22 protein-coding genes are annotated in these 17172 nt (G+C 60.3%); 11 read left to right on the top strand and 11 right to left on the bottom strand.

All coding sequences use genetic code 11. The features are described 5' to 3' along the window. Window positions 1-48 precede the first annotated feature (48 nt). A complete protein-coding gene (locus tag JOH52_RS12155; protein ID WP_033052129.1) occupies window positions 49-273 on the bottom strand; it encodes a hypothetical protein in 225 nt (74 codons plus the stop codon). On the opposite strand from JOH52_RS12155, the gene JOH52_RS12160 reads away from it, so the two are divergent. The 3 genes from JOH52_RS12160 (at window position 207) to JOH52_RS12170 (ending at window position 2622) form a co-directional block, all read left to right on the top strand. Further along, entirely contained in the window at window positions 207-818 is a 612-nt protein-coding gene (locus JOH52_RS12160; RefSeq protein ID WP_013844672.1) for a DNA helicase, read from the top strand. The genes JOH52_RS12155 and JOH52_RS12160 overlap by 67 nt on opposite strands. A gap of 196 nt (window positions 819-1014) precedes the next feature. Then, complete coding sequence (locus tag JOH52_RS12165) at window positions 1015-1641, top strand: hypothetical protein (protein WP_010969843.1); 627 nt, start codon at window positions 1015-1017, stop codon at window positions 1639-1641. Window positions 1642-1821: 180 nt separating this feature from the next. Then, window positions 1822-2622 (top strand): Stf0 family sulfotransferase, encoded by an 801-nt coding sequence (locus tag JOH52_RS12170; protein WP_013844671.1) that lies wholly within the window; start codon window positions 1822-1824, stop codon window positions 2620-2622. 19 nt (window positions 2623-2641) lie between these two features. On the opposite strand, the gene JOH52_RS12175 is transcribed toward JOH52_RS12170, so the two are convergent. From JOH52_RS12175 to JOH52_RS12200, 7 genes are all read right to left on the bottom strand, one after another. Beyond that, window positions 2642-2980 (bottom strand): hypothetical protein, encoded by a 339-nt coding sequence (locus JOH52_RS12175; RefSeq protein WP_014526947.1) that lies wholly within the window; start codon window positions 2978-2980, stop codon window positions 2642-2644. A 115-nt stretch (window positions 2981-3095) separates the two neighbouring features. After that, on the bottom strand, window positions 3096-3620 hold the full coding sequence (locus JOH52_RS12180) for a GNAT family N-acetyltransferase (RefSeq protein WP_010969840.1): 525 nt from the start codon (window positions 3618-3620) through the stop codon (window positions 3096-3098). 102 nt (window positions 3621-3722) lie between these two features. After that, on the bottom strand, window positions 3723-4358 hold the full coding sequence (locus JOH52_RS12185; RefSeq protein WP_010969839.1) for an HAD-IA family hydrolase: 636 nt from the start codon (window positions 4356-4358) through the stop codon (window positions 3723-3725). 46 nt (window positions 4359-4404) lie between these two features. Beyond that, the gene (locus tag JOH52_RS35035; protein WP_010969838.1) at window positions 4405-4974 is read right to left on the bottom strand and encodes a P-loop NTPase family protein; all 570 of its coding nucleotides are present in this window, start codon (window positions 4972-4974) and stop codon (window positions 4405-4407) included. Between the two features lie 131 nt (window positions 4975-5105). Continuing rightward, window positions 5106-5726, bottom strand: coding sequence for a hypothetical protein (locus JOH52_RS12190; protein ID WP_010969837.1), 621 nt, complete (start codon window positions 5724-5726; stop codon window positions 5106-5108). Window positions 5727-5847: 121 nt separating this feature from the next. Beyond that, entirely contained in the window at window positions 5848-6942 is a 1095-nt protein-coding gene (locus tag JOH52_RS12195) for an alpha-hydroxy acid oxidase (protein WP_013844668.1), read from the bottom strand. A gap of 133 nt (window positions 6943-7075) precedes the next feature. Beyond that, complete coding sequence (locus JOH52_RS12200; RefSeq protein ID WP_010969835.1) at window positions 7076-7705, bottom strand: hypothetical protein; 630 nt, start codon at window positions 7703-7705, stop codon at window positions 7076-7078. Window positions 7706-7829: 124 nt separating this feature from the next. On the opposite strand from JOH52_RS12200, the gene JOH52_RS12205 reads away from it, so the two are divergent. Beyond that, entirely contained in the window at window positions 7830-8066 is a 237-nt protein-coding gene (locus tag JOH52_RS12205) for a hypothetical protein (protein WP_003534173.1), read from the top strand. Between the two features lie 102 nt (window positions 8067-8168). Further along, entirely contained in the window at window positions 8169-8660 is a 492-nt protein-coding gene (locus JOH52_RS12210) for a GNAT family N-acetyltransferase (RefSeq protein WP_014529241.1), read from the top strand. Window positions 8661-8809: 149 nt separating this feature from the next. On the opposite strand, the gene JOH52_RS36485 is transcribed toward JOH52_RS12210, so the two are convergent. Together JOH52_RS36485 and aac(3)-IV are read right to left on the bottom strand one after the other, a co-directional pair. Beyond that, window positions 8810-9016, bottom strand: a complete 207-nt coding sequence (locus JOH52_RS36485) for a nuclear transport factor 2 family protein (RefSeq protein WP_107010514.1) — start codon at window positions 9014-9016, stop codon at window positions 8810-8812. Further along, window positions 8950-9768, bottom strand: a complete 819-nt coding sequence (gene aac(3)-IV, locus JOH52_RS12220) for an AAC(3)-IV family aminoglycoside N-acetyltransferase (RefSeq protein ID WP_010969832.1) — start codon at window positions 9766-9768, stop codon at window positions 8950-8952. The genes JOH52_RS36485 and aac(3)-IV overlap by 67 nt, the downstream gene beginning before the upstream one ends. A gap of 558 nt (window positions 9769-10326) precedes the next feature. Between aac(3)-IV and JOH52_RS12225 the strand changes: the two genes are divergently transcribed. From JOH52_RS12225 to JOH52_RS12240, 4 genes are all read left to right on the top strand, one after another. Further along, window positions 10327-12153, top strand: coding sequence for an AfsR/SARP family transcriptional regulator (locus JOH52_RS12225; protein ID WP_010969831.1), 1827 nt, complete (start codon window positions 10327-10329; stop codon window positions 12151-12153). A gap of 17 nt (window positions 12154-12170) precedes the next feature. Continuing rightward, a complete protein-coding gene (locus JOH52_RS12230; RefSeq protein WP_010969830.1) occupies window positions 12171-12386 on the top strand; it encodes a hypothetical protein in 216 nt (71 codons plus the stop codon). Further along, a complete protein-coding gene (locus JOH52_RS12235) occupies window positions 12383-13597 on the top strand; it encodes a YcaO-like family protein (RefSeq protein WP_013844666.1) in 1215 nt (404 codons plus the stop codon). Before JOH52_RS12230 ends, JOH52_RS12235 begins: the two co-directional genes overlap by 4 nt. 124 nt (window positions 13598-13721) lie before the next feature. After that, window positions 13722-13955 (top strand): hypothetical protein, encoded by a 234-nt coding sequence (locus JOH52_RS12240; RefSeq protein ID WP_013844665.1) that lies wholly within the window; start codon window positions 13722-13724, stop codon window positions 13953-13955. Window positions 13956-14277: 322 nt separating this feature from the next. Here the strand turns inward: JOH52_RS12240 and JOH52_RS12245 are convergent, their stop codons facing one another. Further along, on the bottom strand, window positions 14278-15072 hold the full coding sequence (locus JOH52_RS12245) for a DUF1194 domain-containing protein (protein ID WP_013844664.1): 795 nt from the start codon (window positions 15070-15072) through the stop codon (window positions 14278-14280). 234 nt (window positions 15073-15306) lie between these two features. Here JOH52_RS12245 and JOH52_RS12250 point away from each other — a divergent pair, with 234 nt between their 5' ends. Both JOH52_RS12250 and JOH52_RS12255 read left to right on the top strand, forming a co-directional pair. Continuing rightward, window positions 15307-16620 (top strand): glucoamylase family protein, encoded by a 1314-nt coding sequence (locus JOH52_RS12250; protein WP_010969828.1) that lies wholly within the window; start codon window positions 15307-15309, stop codon window positions 16618-16620. A gap of 49 nt (window positions 16621-16669) precedes the next feature. Then, entirely contained in the window at window positions 16670-17149 is a 480-nt protein-coding gene (locus tag JOH52_RS12255) for an anthrone oxygenase family protein (RefSeq protein ID WP_010969827.1), read from the top strand. The last annotated feature ends 23 nt before the right edge of the window (window positions 17150-17172 follow it).

The raw sequence follows: 17172 nt of genomic DNA on the forward strand, positions 1-17172 counted from the left end.
AGCTGGTGGCCCTGCTTGGGTTTAATGGCGTGATTTTTGCACGGGACGTTAACCGACCCGGCGCGGCTGCGCGAGCAGTTTCTTGCGGAAGACCCCGAAGGCTTCGATAGCGGAAGCAGGAGCGGCAAACGCCGCTCCGTTGTTGAGTAGTACCTTATTGATGACATCGATCTGCGCAGGAATTTGCGGATAAACGCGCCAAGCCAGTGACAGGGTTGGCAAGATGGAGCCTGCTCTCGTCCCAAGTCGCAGCGGCGTCACTGTCCAGATCAATCCTTGCTCGGCTGGATGAGGGTGATTTGCTCTTGGTGGCCGGCCGCCCAGGGCATGGCAAGACCACGCTCGGCCTTCAGCTGTTGCTCGACGCTGCCCGAGACGGCAGAAAAGCGGTCTTCTTCACGCTGGAGTTTACAGAACAGCAGGCGAGGCGGCACCTTCGGTCTTTGGACGAGGGGCGCCACGGTCTCTGCGATAAGCTGCAAATCTTGACGTCTGATGATATCAGCGCGGACTACATCATTCGCCATTTATCGGGGTCGGAGCGCGGGACGGTTGCCGTTATCGACTATCTGCAGATACTGGATCAGCAGCGAAGCAAGCCAGCACTCTCGGATCAGGTTCTGGCTCTTGGCGACTTCGCCAGACAGACCGGAGTTGTATTCGGGTTCATCTCGCAGGTAGATCGGTCGTTTGATCCGGAAAGTAAGCGCTTGCCGGACATTCGGGACATTCGTCTTCCAAATCTCGTTGATTTGCGGCTCTTCAACAAAGCCTACTTCCTACACAATGGTGAGGCCCGGCTTCAAGACGTTGCCTAATGCGCTCAACTGCCGCGATGTCCTGGAAGTGTCGCGGCAGTCGGTCCGGCAGTGACGGGTGTTGGCGCGATGCCTGAACAGAGCTTGCACGAACGTGGCTTTACTCATCGGTTGCCGCTTGCAAATCACAGGATTTCGATTTTACGCCAGCCGTTTTCAGCAATACGCTTCACCGACGAAATGCTGGAGAATCGCTATGAACCGCGCGCTTGCATTCACAGTAGCCGTCCTGACCTGCTCTCCGCTGTCGGCACAGGCCCAGGACACCTCCATGAGCTTCTTCGTCACCAGCGCAAATCCGGGCAGGGGTGGCGACCTCGGAGGCCTGGCCGGAGCCGACGCATACTGCAATTCTTTGGCGACGGCGAGTGGTTCGACGGGCAAGACCTGGAGAGCCTATCTATCCACCGACACCGAGAACGCCAGGGATCGGATCGGAAATGGTCCCTGGTACAACGCCAAGGGCGAGAAGATCGCTGACGATGTCGCCTCGCTTCACAGCGACAACAACAACTTGACCAAGCAGTCGGCTCTCAACGAGAAAGGCGAAGTCATTCCCGGCCGTGGCGACAGCCCGAACCGCCACGACATCCTGACCGGCTCGAAACCCGATGGAACCGCCGCACCGGAAACCTGCGGAAATTGGACAATGGGCGGTGCGGAAGGCGCGGCGATCGTCGGCCACAGCGACCGCACGGGCCTGGACGATTCCGATGCGGCGAAATCCTGGAACTCGTCGCATTCGACAAGAGGCGGCTGCTCGAACGAGGCATTCAAGGGAACCGGCGGAGACGGTCTCTTCTACTGCTTCGCAAGCAATTGACGGCAACAGGACTGCGCAACGGCTGCCGGTCCCATCGTTGACTATGTCGCGCGGACGACCCAAAGCTGCTCACGGCCATTATCAGGCGGCGACCTAGCATCAATTCATCCGCGCCGACGAGGGCGTTTTGGGATGCTCGCAACCAGAGTTCACGCACTTGCAACATGAGGCAATTCGGGCTTGAAATTCGTCAGGATTCCCTTTGTCTCTGAAGCAGCCATGCCAAAATTCGACTCCTACGTGATCTGCACTTCTCCGCGCAGCGGCAGTACGCTTTTGTGCAAGCTGCTGGCGGCGACGGGCATCTCCGGGAACCCCGGGTCCTACTTTCATCGCCCCTCGATTGCCGAATGGCTGGCCTACTTCGAACCGGCCGCAGACGCCTCAAGGCCCGAGGCCGATATTCTGGCTACGATATTTCGAGCGGCAATCGCCAAAGGAAGCGGTGATACAAGCATGTTCGGCCTGCGGCTCCAAAGACATAGCTTTGATTTCTTCGTCCAGAAACTGGCAGTCCTGCACCCGGAACGCTCCAGTGATTTGCAACGAATTGAAGCGGCCTTCGGACAGACACTTTTTCTCCATCTCACTCGGCTCGACAAGGTTGAGCAGGCTGTCTCGCTGGTAAAGGCCGAGCAAACCGGGCTGTGGCATGCAGCTCCGGATGGAACCGAGCTGGAACGGACCGCGCCGCCAAGTGCACCTGTTTACAACTCCGATGAAATCCGAACCTGGTACGAGAGATTTGCAGCCTATGACCAGGCCTGGAACGACTGGTTCGAAATGCAAGGAATTGAGCCCTTTCGGATCGCATATGAGGCGCTTTCAGCCGATCCCCTGGGGAGCCTGCGCAAAGTACTGAGCCGACTGGGATTGAAGTGCGAGGGCGCGAGCGGCATCACACCCGGTGTGGGAAAGCTAGCCGACGCCACCAATCATGAATGGGCAATGCGTTTCCGTTTGGAGCACAATATCGCTTGAATGGTTGACCCGAAGGAGTTCAGGTCAAAAAGGGCATGATATCTACGCCGTCTCCTGGAAAGACTGTAATATGCGGGTGGTCCTGGAACAGCCGCGCCGCGGCCTCGATGCTTTCCGCCTCGACGACAAGGTAGCCGCAAAAGGGGTTCACGGCAGCGGCGACACCGTCCTTGGTCACGCGCGTCGTCTTGCCCACCATGCCACCACGATCGAGGATGGATGCGGCGTTTCTGTCCTCCCACGCTGCCCACTGTTCCAGGCCGACGGCATCGACCGCGTCCTGCTCGGCCTTGGGCAGGCTGCGGAAAGAGGCGAGGTCTTCGGGCTTCATGGTGTACACGGCTAGAAAACGGGGCATCGGCGCTCTCTTCGTGGTGGTAGATGGGTACAAACTTACACTCTGTGCGGCCGAAGTCACCCGCTTGCCGCCACCAATCGTGGTCGGGAGATAGGCAGCTTCCGGCCCAAACCGGTCATTTAGGTAGTCCCGCTTCCCATTCCGAACGGAGCATGCTCATGATTGCGGTGTCCCATCTCTCGTCACCAACTTTGACAGACGACCGCCTCACTCCCTCGTGAAAAAAACCGACCTTGTTGTAGGTTCGGATAGCGGCACTGTTCCAGCTATATACGTTTAGCTCAGTTCTCTCGATTTCCGGATGAGAGAATGCCTGTTCCAATGCCGCTTCCAGCAACGATTTAGCTAGTCCTTGCCCCCGCATTGTTGGCGCGACCATGACGCGGCCAATCCTTGCAACGCCATTTCTCCAGTCCACAGCTAATTGGATATGGCCTACCAGAGCTTGAGTGGCGTTAACAGCCATCCAAGATAGCCGCTTTGGTGGTGCCGTTGTCCCGTCGATGATCATCTGTTCAAGCTGATCGTCGGTGATCGGATAAGTCAGATCAGGTCCGCCCCACTGCACCACATCGCGCTCGCTGCTGAGCCAACTGCGAAGGACTGGAAAGTGTTTTGTTTCGAAATCGATTAAATTCATCATCTGCTCATTACAAACCGAACCGAGATTAAGCCTATAGCTTGAGACATCCACAGCGCAATGACCGCTGTTGGCGCATAAAAGCCATGCCGGAAGTGGGCTCTAGTCTGTATTCTTCGGGCATAAATCTTCAATCGCTGCCAACCTAGCGAAAAGCATACTTCCCTGTTGCCAGTGTATGGCATTCCAGCCGCAGAGTCGTGCGGCATCAATATTTGCGGGCGGATCGTCGACTAGAAGTAATTGGTCTGGCCTAAGACCTGAAAGGGCAGCCACTTGTTTGAAAAAGGCTTGATCGGGTTTGCGGCTTCCTAAGGCTGCCGAATAATAGATGCCGTCACAATGGCTGCCAAGCCCAAGTGCTTCAACGAGATGCGCCGCCCGGACGTGCTCTTGGTCAGTTGCCAGATAGACTCTTTTTCCGGCCTTGCGCTGCTGACGGAGTTCTTCAAGCAGCTTAATATTCAGCCGTGCATCGTTCTCGAACCAGTAGGCAATGAAGTCATCGTAGGGGAGATGGGGAGCAATCTTTGCCAGGACCGGCTTCAGATGATCGACCGGCGCCGCCCGCCCAAGAACGATCTCGTTCCAGTAAGGAGAGAAAAACTCTTGCTGAAGGGCCGCAACTGACAGCCCGAGATCATCCTCAATGGTCGATGCCCACGGCCTTCCGTCGGAAGGGCGGCCGCAAACCAAGACGCCTTCCACATCGATCATCAACGCTCTGATCAAGGACATCTACCCCTCCGACGGTTCGGTGGTATTATGTGATTGCCCGAAGCCGTCATCGCTGTTGAGTGAAAGGCTGAAGCATTAAATCCATCTCGCGATGAGACCGGAGCACGGCCACAGGAACAGTAGGCCCGTGTTGGTCGATTTGTTTGATAAAAAGAGGCGCGTAACGCTTTTCGAAGTTCCAGATGTAGGAGAGAAAATCCATATCAGGCAAGGGCTCTGGACAACCCTCAGCCATTTCCGGTCGGACTGACCCATAGTATCGGAAAACACGCTTAAATAGCCCGAGAAGAGCGACGCGTCTTGGGACTCGAACCCACAAGACTAAATCGGTTCGCACAAGTCTGATGTCGAACGAAGATGCTCCACTGCCGTCCATGACCCATCGCTCGCGCCGAGCCAACTGCTCAATTATCGCTCGTTGTCCAGCTCGATCACGCTCTACCCATCCCGGAAGCCATCGCACGTCTCGGTCCAGCGACTGAAATTCAAGGTCGCGACACGCTGCGATCTTCGCAGAGAACGTCGTTTTGCCGCCGCCTGAACACCCGATTACCAATACGCGCTTGGCGTTCGCAAGTAGGCTTACCGCTTCCTCGGAAGAAACGTGCCGTGGCATCTACGCGACCTCCAAACACACGTGCTACAAGGTTTGTTTATTCGTTTAGCGGGACGAAGCAATGTCCTGTGTTGGCGCTGTACTACTGAGGCGGAAGTCGATTGAAGGCAAGCCTCATGTGCAACGAGGGGCTACTTCGTTTTGCCTTCTAACGAAGAAACGAAGCGATCAAACACGTTGATGTCGTAGCGGAGTTCATTGAGCGGAATAACGTCGGGAGGCAGGCCGTCATCCGGCAACGTCAAAAGCACTCGACCACCTAATGCCTTTTCCAGAAGTTCATACCAGTGGACGAGGAATGGCTGTAAGCGAAAGTGCAGTTCGAAACGATCCCGCACGCGGCAGGTGTCTTCCTCACATTGTTGTTTAGCTGTCTGGTAGTCGATGACCTTGACGAAATAAGCATCGGCGAACCCCAGCTGTTTTTCCTGGAGCGCGGTTCTCGTTGCCTGGAGTTGAAGTTCCCATTGGCGTTTCGGGAGTGCGCCGATCTGGCAAAGGCACCAGGAATAGTGCAGCTTCAAGGGGTCTGTGTCGCAGATAGCCAGACCCTTCCCCCGTTCCATCTGGAGCGCATCGCCCCATCTTTTCGCATTCCAGTCCGTCCAGTACTGAGCGGTTTCTATGCCAGTAAGGGGCTGAGCCTTTCGATCGGCCGGAAACGTCTCGGGTATCAGGTTCGATTGACCGTGCGATTTGCACCAGGTGGTCTTACCAGCCGCACTGATGCCTTCCACGACAATAATCATCATCTAGCTCCGGTCACCACTTCGACCATATCGCCTTCCATCGCAGGGCCGCAATGGCTGGTGATGGCGCAATCCGGCCGACGTGCTCGTCATCTGTCCGCCGCAAGCGGTCAATCAAGCCGGATCAATTTATGAGCGGAAATGCGCTCAAGGCGCTTGGGATCGTGACCGGGACCGCTGGATACAGATATGATCGATCCAAGTCGCCAATAGTCGGCACACCAAGCAGAGCCATGGAACGCAGCATCTCGTCTTCAATCAGCTCAAGCATGCGAATTATTGCTGCCTCGCCCCCCGCCGCCAATGCATAGCACTGCATGCGACCAAGACCAACGAGGTTTGCGCCTATTGCTAGTGCCTTTATGATGTCCGTCCCACGACAGAACCCTCCGTCGACCATCACCTTTGCTTGGCCGCCCACGGCGTCGATGATTTCTGGCAGTACATCCATCGTACCTCGGCCATGGTCGAGCTGGCGGCCACCATGGTTCGAAACATAAATCCAGTCCACGCCATGATCGACTGCGATACGAGCGTCCTCGACTGTGGCAATTCCTTTCAGCACGAGTGGAATGTCGTAGGAGTCCTTGATCAACTTGACGGTCCGCCAATCGAGACCGGCCTGGTACGCCTGACCAGGCCACTTTCCTAATCCAGCCGTCCGATGTCGATTGGCAATATCGCGGTCGCGGCGAGCGAGGACGGCGCTATCGACAGTTAGGCAGATTGCGGCACAGCCGGATGCCAGCGCACGACCAACGTATTTATGGACGGAGGCATCGTCGCCTCTGACGTAGAGTTGCGCCATTCGTAGTGCTGAAGGGGCCGCCTCGGCGACGGACTCGAGTGGTGTGCATCCCGAACTGAGCATATGGGCGACCCCGAACACCTGAGCGCCTGATGCCACGGCTGCCCCTCCACCTGGGCCGAACAGGTTCAGCGGACCGGTGGGAGCAAGAAAGATTGGCAAGCGCAACCTTCGACCGAAATGCTCAATCGAGAGGTCTACCACGCTCACATTACGCAGCACACGCGGCTTGAAGGCAATGGAATCGATTGCCAAGCGGTTGCGTTTGAGGGTCGTTTCGGTTTCCGCCCCACCTACGAGGCTATCCCATTTTTCCTTTGATAGAGCTCCTTGGGCCTTCTGTATGATCTCTTGCAAGCTCTCGAAGTCGCCCAAATGGGGAGGGCATGTAGCTTCCTCGCCTTTGCTCATCGCGCACCCCGATCGAGTGATTCCGGAGACAATTCGCCCAATACGACGTGGTGTTCAATTCGCAAGATCGCAGACGAGGCCAGAATTTACAATCTGCTATGACCGCTGTTGGTGCAATCCGGTCGGTTACCGATTATCGAAGAAGTCCATCGCGTCCGAACTCCTCCCACCCGGCCAGGTTGGAGGCGGCGTCGCCGTGTTCGGTTTCGGAATTTGACCCGCCCTTGGTGGTGTTTCTCAACGTCCGCGTCAACTTCGCCTTGTACGCAGCCCGTCTGCGATTTTCGGCGGCAGCCGCCGCGTCTTCCTCGCGCCAATCTTCGACGACGCCTCGATCGAGAATGTCTCCGACAATCCTCGGGTCGAAGACGTGAAATGTTATCTTCCTGGCGCGCCCGCGCAGCTTGACCGTTCGCGTTCCGGCGCTTGGCAAGCGACCGTCGGCCAGCCAGCGATGTCTTTCGCTCGTCTTGATCGCAAGGATGTCCTCGATCTCGCGCGGAATCACCGGAAGGGTCTCGATGTCTACCAACGCCTTGACGACGACAGCCGATGCGGCATGGAATTCAGCCTTCTCGCTTGCGGGCATCATAAGCGTGAGCTCGCGACCATCGAGATTGAGCGACTTCTTCGTGGCATGCGGAAGCCGCGCGCGAATTTCCAGAAGGATGCCCTTCATGCGGACAGATGAACCCAATGTTGCCGCTGGCGGCAGCACCCATGTCTTAAGCAGCTCGATGTGGTTCTTGTCGTGTTTCGGCATGACGCCTAGATGGGTCGCTTCCTTTAGATCGTCAATGACGTCATGCTGTTGGAGACAGAGCGTCCTCTAGGGTCAAGCCGAAAAATGTGGTAAGCGCCAGCCAACCAGCAATAACAGGAGTGTAATGGTGAGCGAACCGACCGTCGCGGATGCAACAAACCGCATTTATGAATCGCTCCAAGCGGACAATGCCGACCTCGACGCGCATATCGCGACCCTCAAGGCAGCGTTGGCGCGGGAGGGGTTGAAAGAGGCCGTCTTTGACCCGGCTAGGCTCGCGCAGAACAACCGTTCTGGCAGGAAGCTGATGCAGGCCTACTTTCGGCAGCGCGGCGTAACGGTCAAATACTCGGCTTCGTGAAGCCGTCCCATGTCGTCAGACAGGCCGTAGTAGACGGTTGACCTGATCACCCAGCTTTGGCCTTCGAACGCGAATTGCTGACCGATCAGCAAGCAAGGCTTCATGACCATCATGTCCCAACCACAGCGGCAGCTTTACGCCATCTCTGACCTTCGTGATCAGCCTGCCTTCTGCGCAACGGTCGCGGACCGGATTTGGAGGGCCTGGTGGCAAGGAGCAGGCCATCCACTGGAACACGTGACAGACCACATGCAGGAAATGCTGAACGACAACGCGCTGCCCTTCGGTCTCGTGGCCCATGATGGGGGGCGATATCTCGGATCGACGCTCATTATCTCCTGCGACCTGGACGAGCGCCCGCAATACGCTCCTTGGGTGGCTGCCGTGTGGGTCGAGGCCGAACATCGGGGTAGGGGAATAGGCAGAGCTCTCGTCGGACGCGCAGCCGAGGCGGCGTTCGATCTGGGCCACGACATCGCCTATCTCTGCGCGTTGCCGGGAAGGCGTTCCTTCTACGAAGGATTCGGATGGCGTCGCCTCGAAGAAAACGTCGGTCCGCATGGACTGACGGTTCTTACGCGTTCCCGCGAGTAAGCTCCAATTTCGACCCGTTGGAGACGTTCCCCCAAAGCAGCTTATCGCTGCGAACGCGGCGGTTACCCACCACGCCTCGATGCAGGCCATGGATGGGCCAAAACGACGATGATCTTGTGCTCGCTCGTTCGCGGATGGAGGAGAACTTCCTAACCTAAGCTTCCCCGTAACCTTCCGGAGCGATGACGCTGAGGGAACTGGCTTAGATGTTCGTGAATGATCTTCCAGACATTCGCTTCTCTACGAAGGATAATTGTTCCTCGCCCACCGCCTTCCAGAGCGCTACCATTTAAAACTGCCCTCCACCGGAAGTGCTGCGGGGAGCGCAGCCTGCCGATTGGCGTGCTGCATCGCATTCTTCGCACCCTGCCTCTATCGGATGCAGGAAGACGAGTGGATCGCGGGCCAGTCGATCCGAGGCTATCCTCACGATGTCGCGGGAGCGGATCAGGCGAGCATGGGCATGGCCGACCTGGCCTTCCCGCTGCAAGCCCTCTCGCCTCAGCCAGGCGTCGGCGAGGTTAAAGTTCTGGCAGCAGTGATCGTTCTCGCGATAGTCGACGCGGATCGGCTTGCCGTTATCGAGGACCGTACAGTGTCTCGGCACCCCATAGGGAACCTTCGCGATCAGCTCGGCGAGATGCAGCGTGGTGTCCGAATCGTGTTCGACACCGAGGAGGAGCACTTGTCCATCGAGTTCATGGATACGCCCTATCGGACTTGCGGGAGCGTGCGGGGGCAGGGGCAGGCTGTCTGATGTGATGCGTGCGGCAAGCGGGCCCGTTGCCGCAAACGCGAACGGATGGTCGCTGCGCGTCACATTCTCCAGACGCCAGAAGGTGTCGGCGACTATTCCAAGGTCGGGTGTGGCAGGTGTCGCCGCCGGGTCGAACGGCTCGTCGTCGAGACCCGACCATGATGGCATGACGAGCGTGCCCTCCGGACCAATGGCGGCGCGCAGAGCGGCAATCACGCCAGGCGGCCCGCCTTCGACAGGCCGGACGCTGCGAAAGGAACAGTGAACGAGCAGGACGCCTCCAGGCTTCACCCCGAGCGCAATGAGTTGGTCAACGATTTCCGAAGCCCGCCATTCATTTTGTTGCGTCATGGATTGCCTATTGGTAACCAGCGTGGGCTGGCATTCGACAGCAAAAAGCGCGCTTGTTTGGGCCAAGCGCGCTCCGGCGAACGATCTGCAGCGGGGTTACGGCACCCTCGATCGAGCCCGTTGATAATAGCATCAAAACGGCCGGCGAACAACGATGCGGAAGCTCCGCGGACGCCGCTCGGGTTGCGCCCTTTGCAGATATAGGCGGCCATGAGTTGCCATGTTCCGGCTTTTCGAGCATCTTCGCATTCGGGCTGCATGCGTTGCCGCATCGGGCTGGGAAGTGAACAATGGGACGGGCAGGTATGGCTCCGGGCGTCGCAGCCGCACATCCGGAGGTATGAACCGTGCCAATCGGTGGCGGATGCCTGCAGAGATCGCGGGCATGCTCGGCGTCCTCTTTCCATTCTCCAGCGATGAGCCGTGGGGCGGGGATTGGTTGCAGCGTGCGCTTTGATGTTCGTGCCGAAGGGGCAGGAGAGGGTTGGGTGAACGAGATGTCGACGGTCTCGCCGGTCGCCGGCGGCGCTTCCACTATTCGAGCCATTTGAGGTTTTCGTGGCGGGGCCGCATTATCGTCTGCAGACATTCGGGGAATTGCGGCTGGTCAATTCCGGCGGCGTGGCTGTGGCGTGTCCCGAGCGGGGCGCGCTGATACTCGCCTATCTCTGCGTGTCCGGGGAGAAAACGGCTTCCCGTGAAAAGCTCGCAATGCTGATCTGGCCCGAGCGGGAAAAGAGCGTCGCCTTCAAGAACCTGCGGTCGACCTTGTGGCGCATGCGCCACCTTGCTGCGGATTTGGGACCGCTCATTACGGCAACGGAAGCCGAGGTTACGCTAGGGGAGATTGCCTGCGACGTCGACGGTTTCCAGGCGCTGGAACATTCGGAGGAGGCGTTCCGCACCGGGCTTCGGTTATGGCGCGATGGGTTTCTCGCAAGCGCGGATGTGCCGCCGGGCCGCTATGCGGATTGGGTGGGAGAACAGCGGCGCCTGTTCACGCAGTTGCTGCGCGCGGCGCTTATCGGCGGCGAAGAGCGGTTTGCCGACAGGGCGCTGCTGCGGACCGCGTGCATGCACTTCCTCGAGCTCGATCCGACGGATACGGCCGTGCGTCCGATCCTGGAGCGGATGACCGGCGGGGGTCTGGTCGTCGGGAGCGGTCAGCCGGACAGGGCCCGGCTGCGGCAGGGTGCCTTTGCCGGAGAGCCCGCAAGGGAGGCGAGTGCTCCGCCGGTTGCGCCGGCACCCCGTGTCGCGCTGCTTCCGCCGGCGGCCTTCGGCAGCGATCCGATGCTTCACGCGGTCAGCGTGGCCGTGGTCGAGGACATCACGATCGGGCTATGTGCGCAACGATCGATGTCCGTCGTTGCTCCCTACACGGCGGAGCGCATACGGGATGCCGCGGACAAGGCTGCGTTCTTGGAAAAGCATGGCGTTACCTATGCGCTCGACTGCCGCATGTCGGACCAGGGGCTCTTCACGCAGCTCATTTTTCTGCCGTCCGACGCGATCGTCTGGGCGGAGCGGTTTGCGATATCTCCGGTCGGTCTCCTGCAGCAACGCCAGGAAATCGCCTTTCATGTCGCCCGGGCGGTGACGGAGCAGGTCGAGACCGGCCGTGCCGCGCGTATCGACTATCTGGCCCATCCGGAGGCCTATTACGCCTATCTCGCCGGCCTGCGAAACCTCTCCAGCGTGGGTCTTCCCGAAATCCGCAGGGCACGCGGCGATTTCAGGGCCGCGCTCAAGCACAAGCCGGATTTTGCTCCGGCGCTGAGCGGGATGGCGCGCACCTATGCAATCGAGTGGATCCTGACTGCCCGCGGCGACCGGGAACTTCTTTCGGTGGCGGAGCATCACGCCAAGGGGGCGATCGAAAGCAATGAGGACCTGCCCGGAGCACACCGCGAGTTCGGTGTCGTCAAGCTCTATCAGGGTGATCTCGACGAGAGCCTTGCGGCGCTGGATCTCGCCGAAAACCTGAGCCCGCATTATGCCGACGTGCTTTACAGCCACGCCGACACGCTCGTTCATGTCTCCCGCCCGCGCGAGGCGCTCGACAAGCTCGGCAAGGCGCTTTCGCTCAATCCGCTGGCGCCCGACACCTATTTCTGGAGCGCTGCCGGTGCCAGCTATTTCCTCGAAAACTATCAGGACGCGATCGGCTACGTTCAGAGAATGAAGGACAAGTCGCCCGGCGACAGGCTGCTTGCGGCAAGCTGGGCGATGCTCGGCGACCAGAAGAAAGCACGGGCGTACCGGATGCGGGCGTTGAAGAGCAATCCGACGTTCGACGTCGATAAGTGGCTTGCCGTCGTTCCCATGAAGGAACAATGGCAGAAGGACCTCTATCGTGAGGGGCTGAAAAAAGCGGGGTTTTGAGGATGAGGGATAGCGATATGGCGAAAGTTGTTGTGATAGGCATTCCCGGCGAGCCGGGTCTGTGGCTGGCGGACCTGGGGAACGGAACCGTCAGGCCGCTCGATCAGGTGACGGGCGACCTGGCCACGGCGAACAAGCTCCGTGCACAAGGGGGGACGATCGTCAAGAATGTCGACCTCGCAGTGGCTGTGTCCTCCGCCGACAAGGTGTTTTCGGGTCATTTCGACGGGTGACCGGTCCCGACATCGGGGGTGGGGCCGACTTGCGCAATGAATATTCCGATCGTGTGCTGAGCCCGGAAGAGACCTTCGAACGTGTAAGGCCTCTGCTTTCCGGTTTCGGCATAGCCCGCATCGCGAGGCACACGGGACTCGACAGGACCGGAATCCCGGTCTGGTGCGCCTACACGCCGAATGCACGATCCATCGTGGTTGCACAGGGCAAAGGGCTGACGGATGCGGACGCGAAGGTTTCTGCCGTCATGGAGGCGCTGGAGCGCGCTGTTGCCGGCGAACCCGCGGTCGAAACCATAATGGCCACAACCCGGGCCCTGCGGGCGTCCGGACGGACCGCGGACCCGCTTCCGGGGCTGATTGCGGCCGGGCAGGAGGAAATCGGTCCGGAGGAGGAATTGCCATGGGTCGCCGGCTCCGATCTGATCTCCGGCCCCGAGGTGCTCGTACCGCTCGCAGCGGCGCTGCTGGACCGTACCCGGCCTTCGCGTTTCTGGATGTCGTCGGATGGGCTCGCATCGGGAAATTCCATCCAGGAAGCGACATTGCACGGGCTGCTGGAGCGCATCGAGCGTGACGCCCATGTCCTGTGGGGCGTGTCTGGGCCGGAGAGCCGTTACCGGCAATGCGTTGCTCCCGAGGGGTTCGGCGATGCAGCGCTGAATAGTCTCGTCGAGCGCATAAGAGCCGCGGGTCTCGATCTCCGGCTTTTCGACATTACCAGCGACATCGGTATTCCCTGCTTTCTGGCATTGCTCGGCCCCTCCGACATCGCCATCAGGGACGATGGTCGTTTCGTCGATGTGACAAGCGGCTGCGGGGCGCATGTCTTTGCCGTTCGCGCGGCGATCAGAGCGGTGACCGAAGCGGCGCAGTCGCGGCTCACCTTCATGAGCGGCGCTCGGGACGATGTCTTTCCCGAAACCTTCAGCCGGCCTTTGCCGGACTCGACCCGCCAGGCCTTCCTCGCGGGACCGTGCCGGCATGCGCCGGCGGCGCCGCCTGCGGGCGGCGATCTGGACGCGCTCATGCGCCACACCATCGATCATCTAAAGGATGCCGGTGTGCAATCTGCAATTGTGGTTCGCCTGTCAGCCGAAGCTCTGCCGTTCGCGGTCGTCAAGATCTTCGTCCCCGATCTTGAGAACCCCGACGGTGAAAGAGCACGCCGTTTCGGTCCGCGCGCGCTATCCAAAGCGCTCGCATTTTGAAGGAGCAGACCCGCAAGGCGCCTGGCGAGATCCGGCGCGGAACTCTACCGATGCGTGTGCAACGCTCGTGCAACGCGCGGAAATTCCGAAGTCGTTTATAGTCGATGTCAGGGAAGCGCACGGAATGGGGGTTCAAATGGGTAATCATCCTTCGTCCTTGACGGACACCGAAACGGAACTTGCGAGCATCGCCAGAATGCTGAGCCACATTCGCGATAGCGCCCGCGCATTGGACGCTCAGGCCGTCGAATATTGCGTCGAGATGGCTCTGCAGGCCGTTGCCAACGAGTTGCGGGATCGCAGCGAGCTCGTCATCGCGGCCGCGGGCTTCAACGCCAGAACGCACTCGTTGCAATAGCAGCGGTCGCGGGCTCGCCTCGCAAAGCGCGGTGCGGACAATGTTGCCGAGCGCGTCGATCAGCGCGGGGAGGACTGCAATCTCTTCCTCATCTCTGTGCTTGTCACAGAGATCCAGCAGCGCCGCGTCTGCGGCGCGGGGAAGAGTTCTTTCAGCCCAACGACTTGGGCTGGCTGGATTCCTGTGACGAGCACAGGAATGAGGAGATCAAAAAAGCCGCGGCGGGTATCCCGAATCTCAACACGCCTTGGAGCGGAGGCGATCTATGGTCGGGCGGGGGAAAAAGCGCGCTGCGGGAAGACCCGCGGCGCGTTGCTCACATCTAGCGATCCAGCTCCGGGTAGACCCTGTCGAGAAAACCAGGCCGCAGCTTCTCGCCTATCATGCAATCTGCCGCAGCTTCGCCGGCCGCCAAACGGAGCGCCGGCTCGGGTGTCAGGCCGCTTACTTCCAGGATAAGCTTCTGGCGGATTGCGATCGCGAAATCCTCGGGTTCATGGACGGGCAGGACGAAGGAGCCGGGGCCGCCGATGACGCATTCGGCGTAATACTGGTCGAGCGGCCCGGTCGAGACCGACGGGCGGATGAGGATCGCAAGCCCATTGATGATGATCCCGCGCGATACGGCATCGTTGCGGGCAGGCGTGACCGGCGGCCCGGTATTGTTGGGCCCGTCACCGGAGACGTCGATGACCCGTCGCGCGCCCGAAAAGGCGTTCGAATCGATGAGGCCCGTGCCGAAAAGAATCGCATTGGAGATCGAGGTGCCGCGCCGCGTCCCGATCGGCCGCGCCTCCAGCTTGGCGGCGAAGGCTTCGGCGTCGGCAGCATTTTCGATCACCTGCCAGTTTACGACGGAGGCCTCGTTTACGAGCCCTGCCCATTCGAAATAGCCGATGGCGATCCGCCCGAGGAGCCCGCCCTGGACCGCATTGATGAAATCGGGGTGCCGCAGCGCCTGCAGATAGCCGGAGCGCTGCACGCGTGCCTCCTCCATGTCCATCGAGCCGGACATGTCGACAGCCAGCAACAGCTCCACGTCGACGTCGGCGGCCATGGCTGCCGTCTGTATCGGGCTCCCGCTCAGAGCCAGGATCAATGCTATCGTGCCTAACATCGCATCAGCCAATCATCGTGGATCACGCGTCGGGCGTTCTGCCCCTCTATCCCGGGCACCGCGATTTGCCGTAAAACCGGCCTCGGCCTCCGGGCCGATGTAATCCGATGAATGTACCACAGGATTGGAAATCGGCGACTGCCGGCGCGACGCGGGCCTACAATATTCGGTGATCGCGGCAAGAGCTGCGCGACCCGCCGCACCGTCACCGACGTCACCGAAGAATAGGCCACCATGTTTCACACCAGGCGGAACTCGGATATCGCATGCGTCGAGCGGCTGCAGCGCGCGGCGTTCGGCTACTTTCTTCGATATTCCGACACGGCAACCGGTCTGGTGGCCGATACGTCTCGCAAGGGTTCTCCGTCGAGTATCGCCGCCACGGGCTTCGGGCTCGCAGCCTATCCGGTCGCGGTCGAGCGCGGCTGGATCGGTCGGGCGGAGGCCGCGCGGCGTGTGCTGACCGCCCTCGCATTCTTCGCGGCGAGCCGGCAGGAGAGCGACGCGCGGGCAACCGGCTATCGCGGCTTCTATTATCATTTCCTCGATATGCGGTCGGGAGAGCGCGCCTGGCGCAGCGAACTCTCGACGATCGACACCGCGTTGCTCCTCGCCGGTGCCCTGGCCGCGGCGGCGTATTTCTCCGGCTCCGGCGAGCAGGAGAGGGAGATCAGGAGCCACGCGGCGTTTCTCTACGAAAGGGCAGACTGGAACTGGGCGCTCAATGGCGGCGATACCGTCACAATGGGTTGGCGCCCGCCCGGACGCTTCCTGAAGCACCGCTGGCGGGGCTACAGCGAGGCGCTGCTTCTTTATGTTCTGGCGCTGGGTTCGCCAACACGGCCGATCGTGCCGCAGAATTACGACGCCTACACCGCGGCGCATGAATGGCTCACGCTCGATGGGGTGGCGCATCTCCACGCCGGCGCGCTCTTCGTCCACCTGTTTCCGCAGGCCTGGATCGATTTTCGCGGCGTTCGCGACCGGGGGATGCGTGAAAGGGACAGCGACTATTTCGAAAACTCCCGCCGCGCCATCAGGCTGCAGCGCGCCCATGCCGAGGAAAATCCTCATGGCTTCGCAGGTTACTGCAGCGATCTCTGGGGGTTCAGCGCCTGCCACGCGCCGAAAGGCTGGCTGAGGCTTCGCGACGGGCGGCGGCAGAGATTGCTCGGCTACGAGGCACGTGGCGCACCATTCGGCGCCGATGACGGTACGCTCGTTCCATGGGCGTCGCTCGCCGGTCTGCCGTTCGAGCCGGACGCATGTCTCGGCAGCCTTTCTCACCTGATGTCGCAATATCCCGCGCTCGTTAATGAGGGTTGCCTTCCCGGCGGCTTCAATCCCAGCCTGCCGGGGGACGGCCCCGAGGGCTGGGTGGACGACAGAATCGTCGGACTTGACCAAGGGCTCGTGGTCATGATGATCGAGAACTGGAGAAGCGGCCTGATCTGGGAACTGACGCGCAGCATTCCGGCCTTCAGCCAGGGGTTGAGCAGGGCCGGCTTTGCGGGCGGCTGGCTTTCGTCGACGCTGCCTCGAGTCTGAAACGAGGGAAGCGGCCCGTAGCGGCTTCGTTCCCGTCTGGAGTGCCGCAATGGTTGCCCTTGTTCCTGCGCTGGCTTTTGCCGCCGCGATCGGATCCGGTCTGATGGCCGGGCTCTTCTTCGTCTTCTCGGTCTGCATAATGCAGGCGCTGTCGCGGCTCCCGCCGGATCAGGGGGTCGCCGCGATGAACGCCATCAACGTGGTCATCCAGAATCCGCTGTTCCTCTTCGCCTTCATGGGAACGGCGCTGCTTGGCCTTATCCTCCTCGTCATGGCCTTCATCTGGGGCGGGCAGGGGAGTTATCTGTTGGCAGCCGGCGGGCTCGTCTATCTCCTCGGCACGCTCGCGGTGACTATCGTAATCAATGTCCCGCTGAACGACGCGCTTGCCGCCGCCCCTGCCGGCCAGGCAGCCGCCGAGCTCTGGCAGCAGCGCTACCTGACCGACTGGGTCCGCTGGAACCACGTGCGCACCATCGCCTCGACAGGCGCGCTCGCCCTTTTCGTGCTCGGCTTCGCCCGGATCTAGCGCACTGCCGGACGGTTTTCCGT

Origin of the sequence: Sinorhizobium meliloti (genome assembly GCF_017876815.1) — a bacterium.
Lineage (GTDB): Bacteria > Pseudomonadota > Alphaproteobacteria > Rhizobiales > Rhizobiaceae > Sinorhizobium > Sinorhizobium meliloti.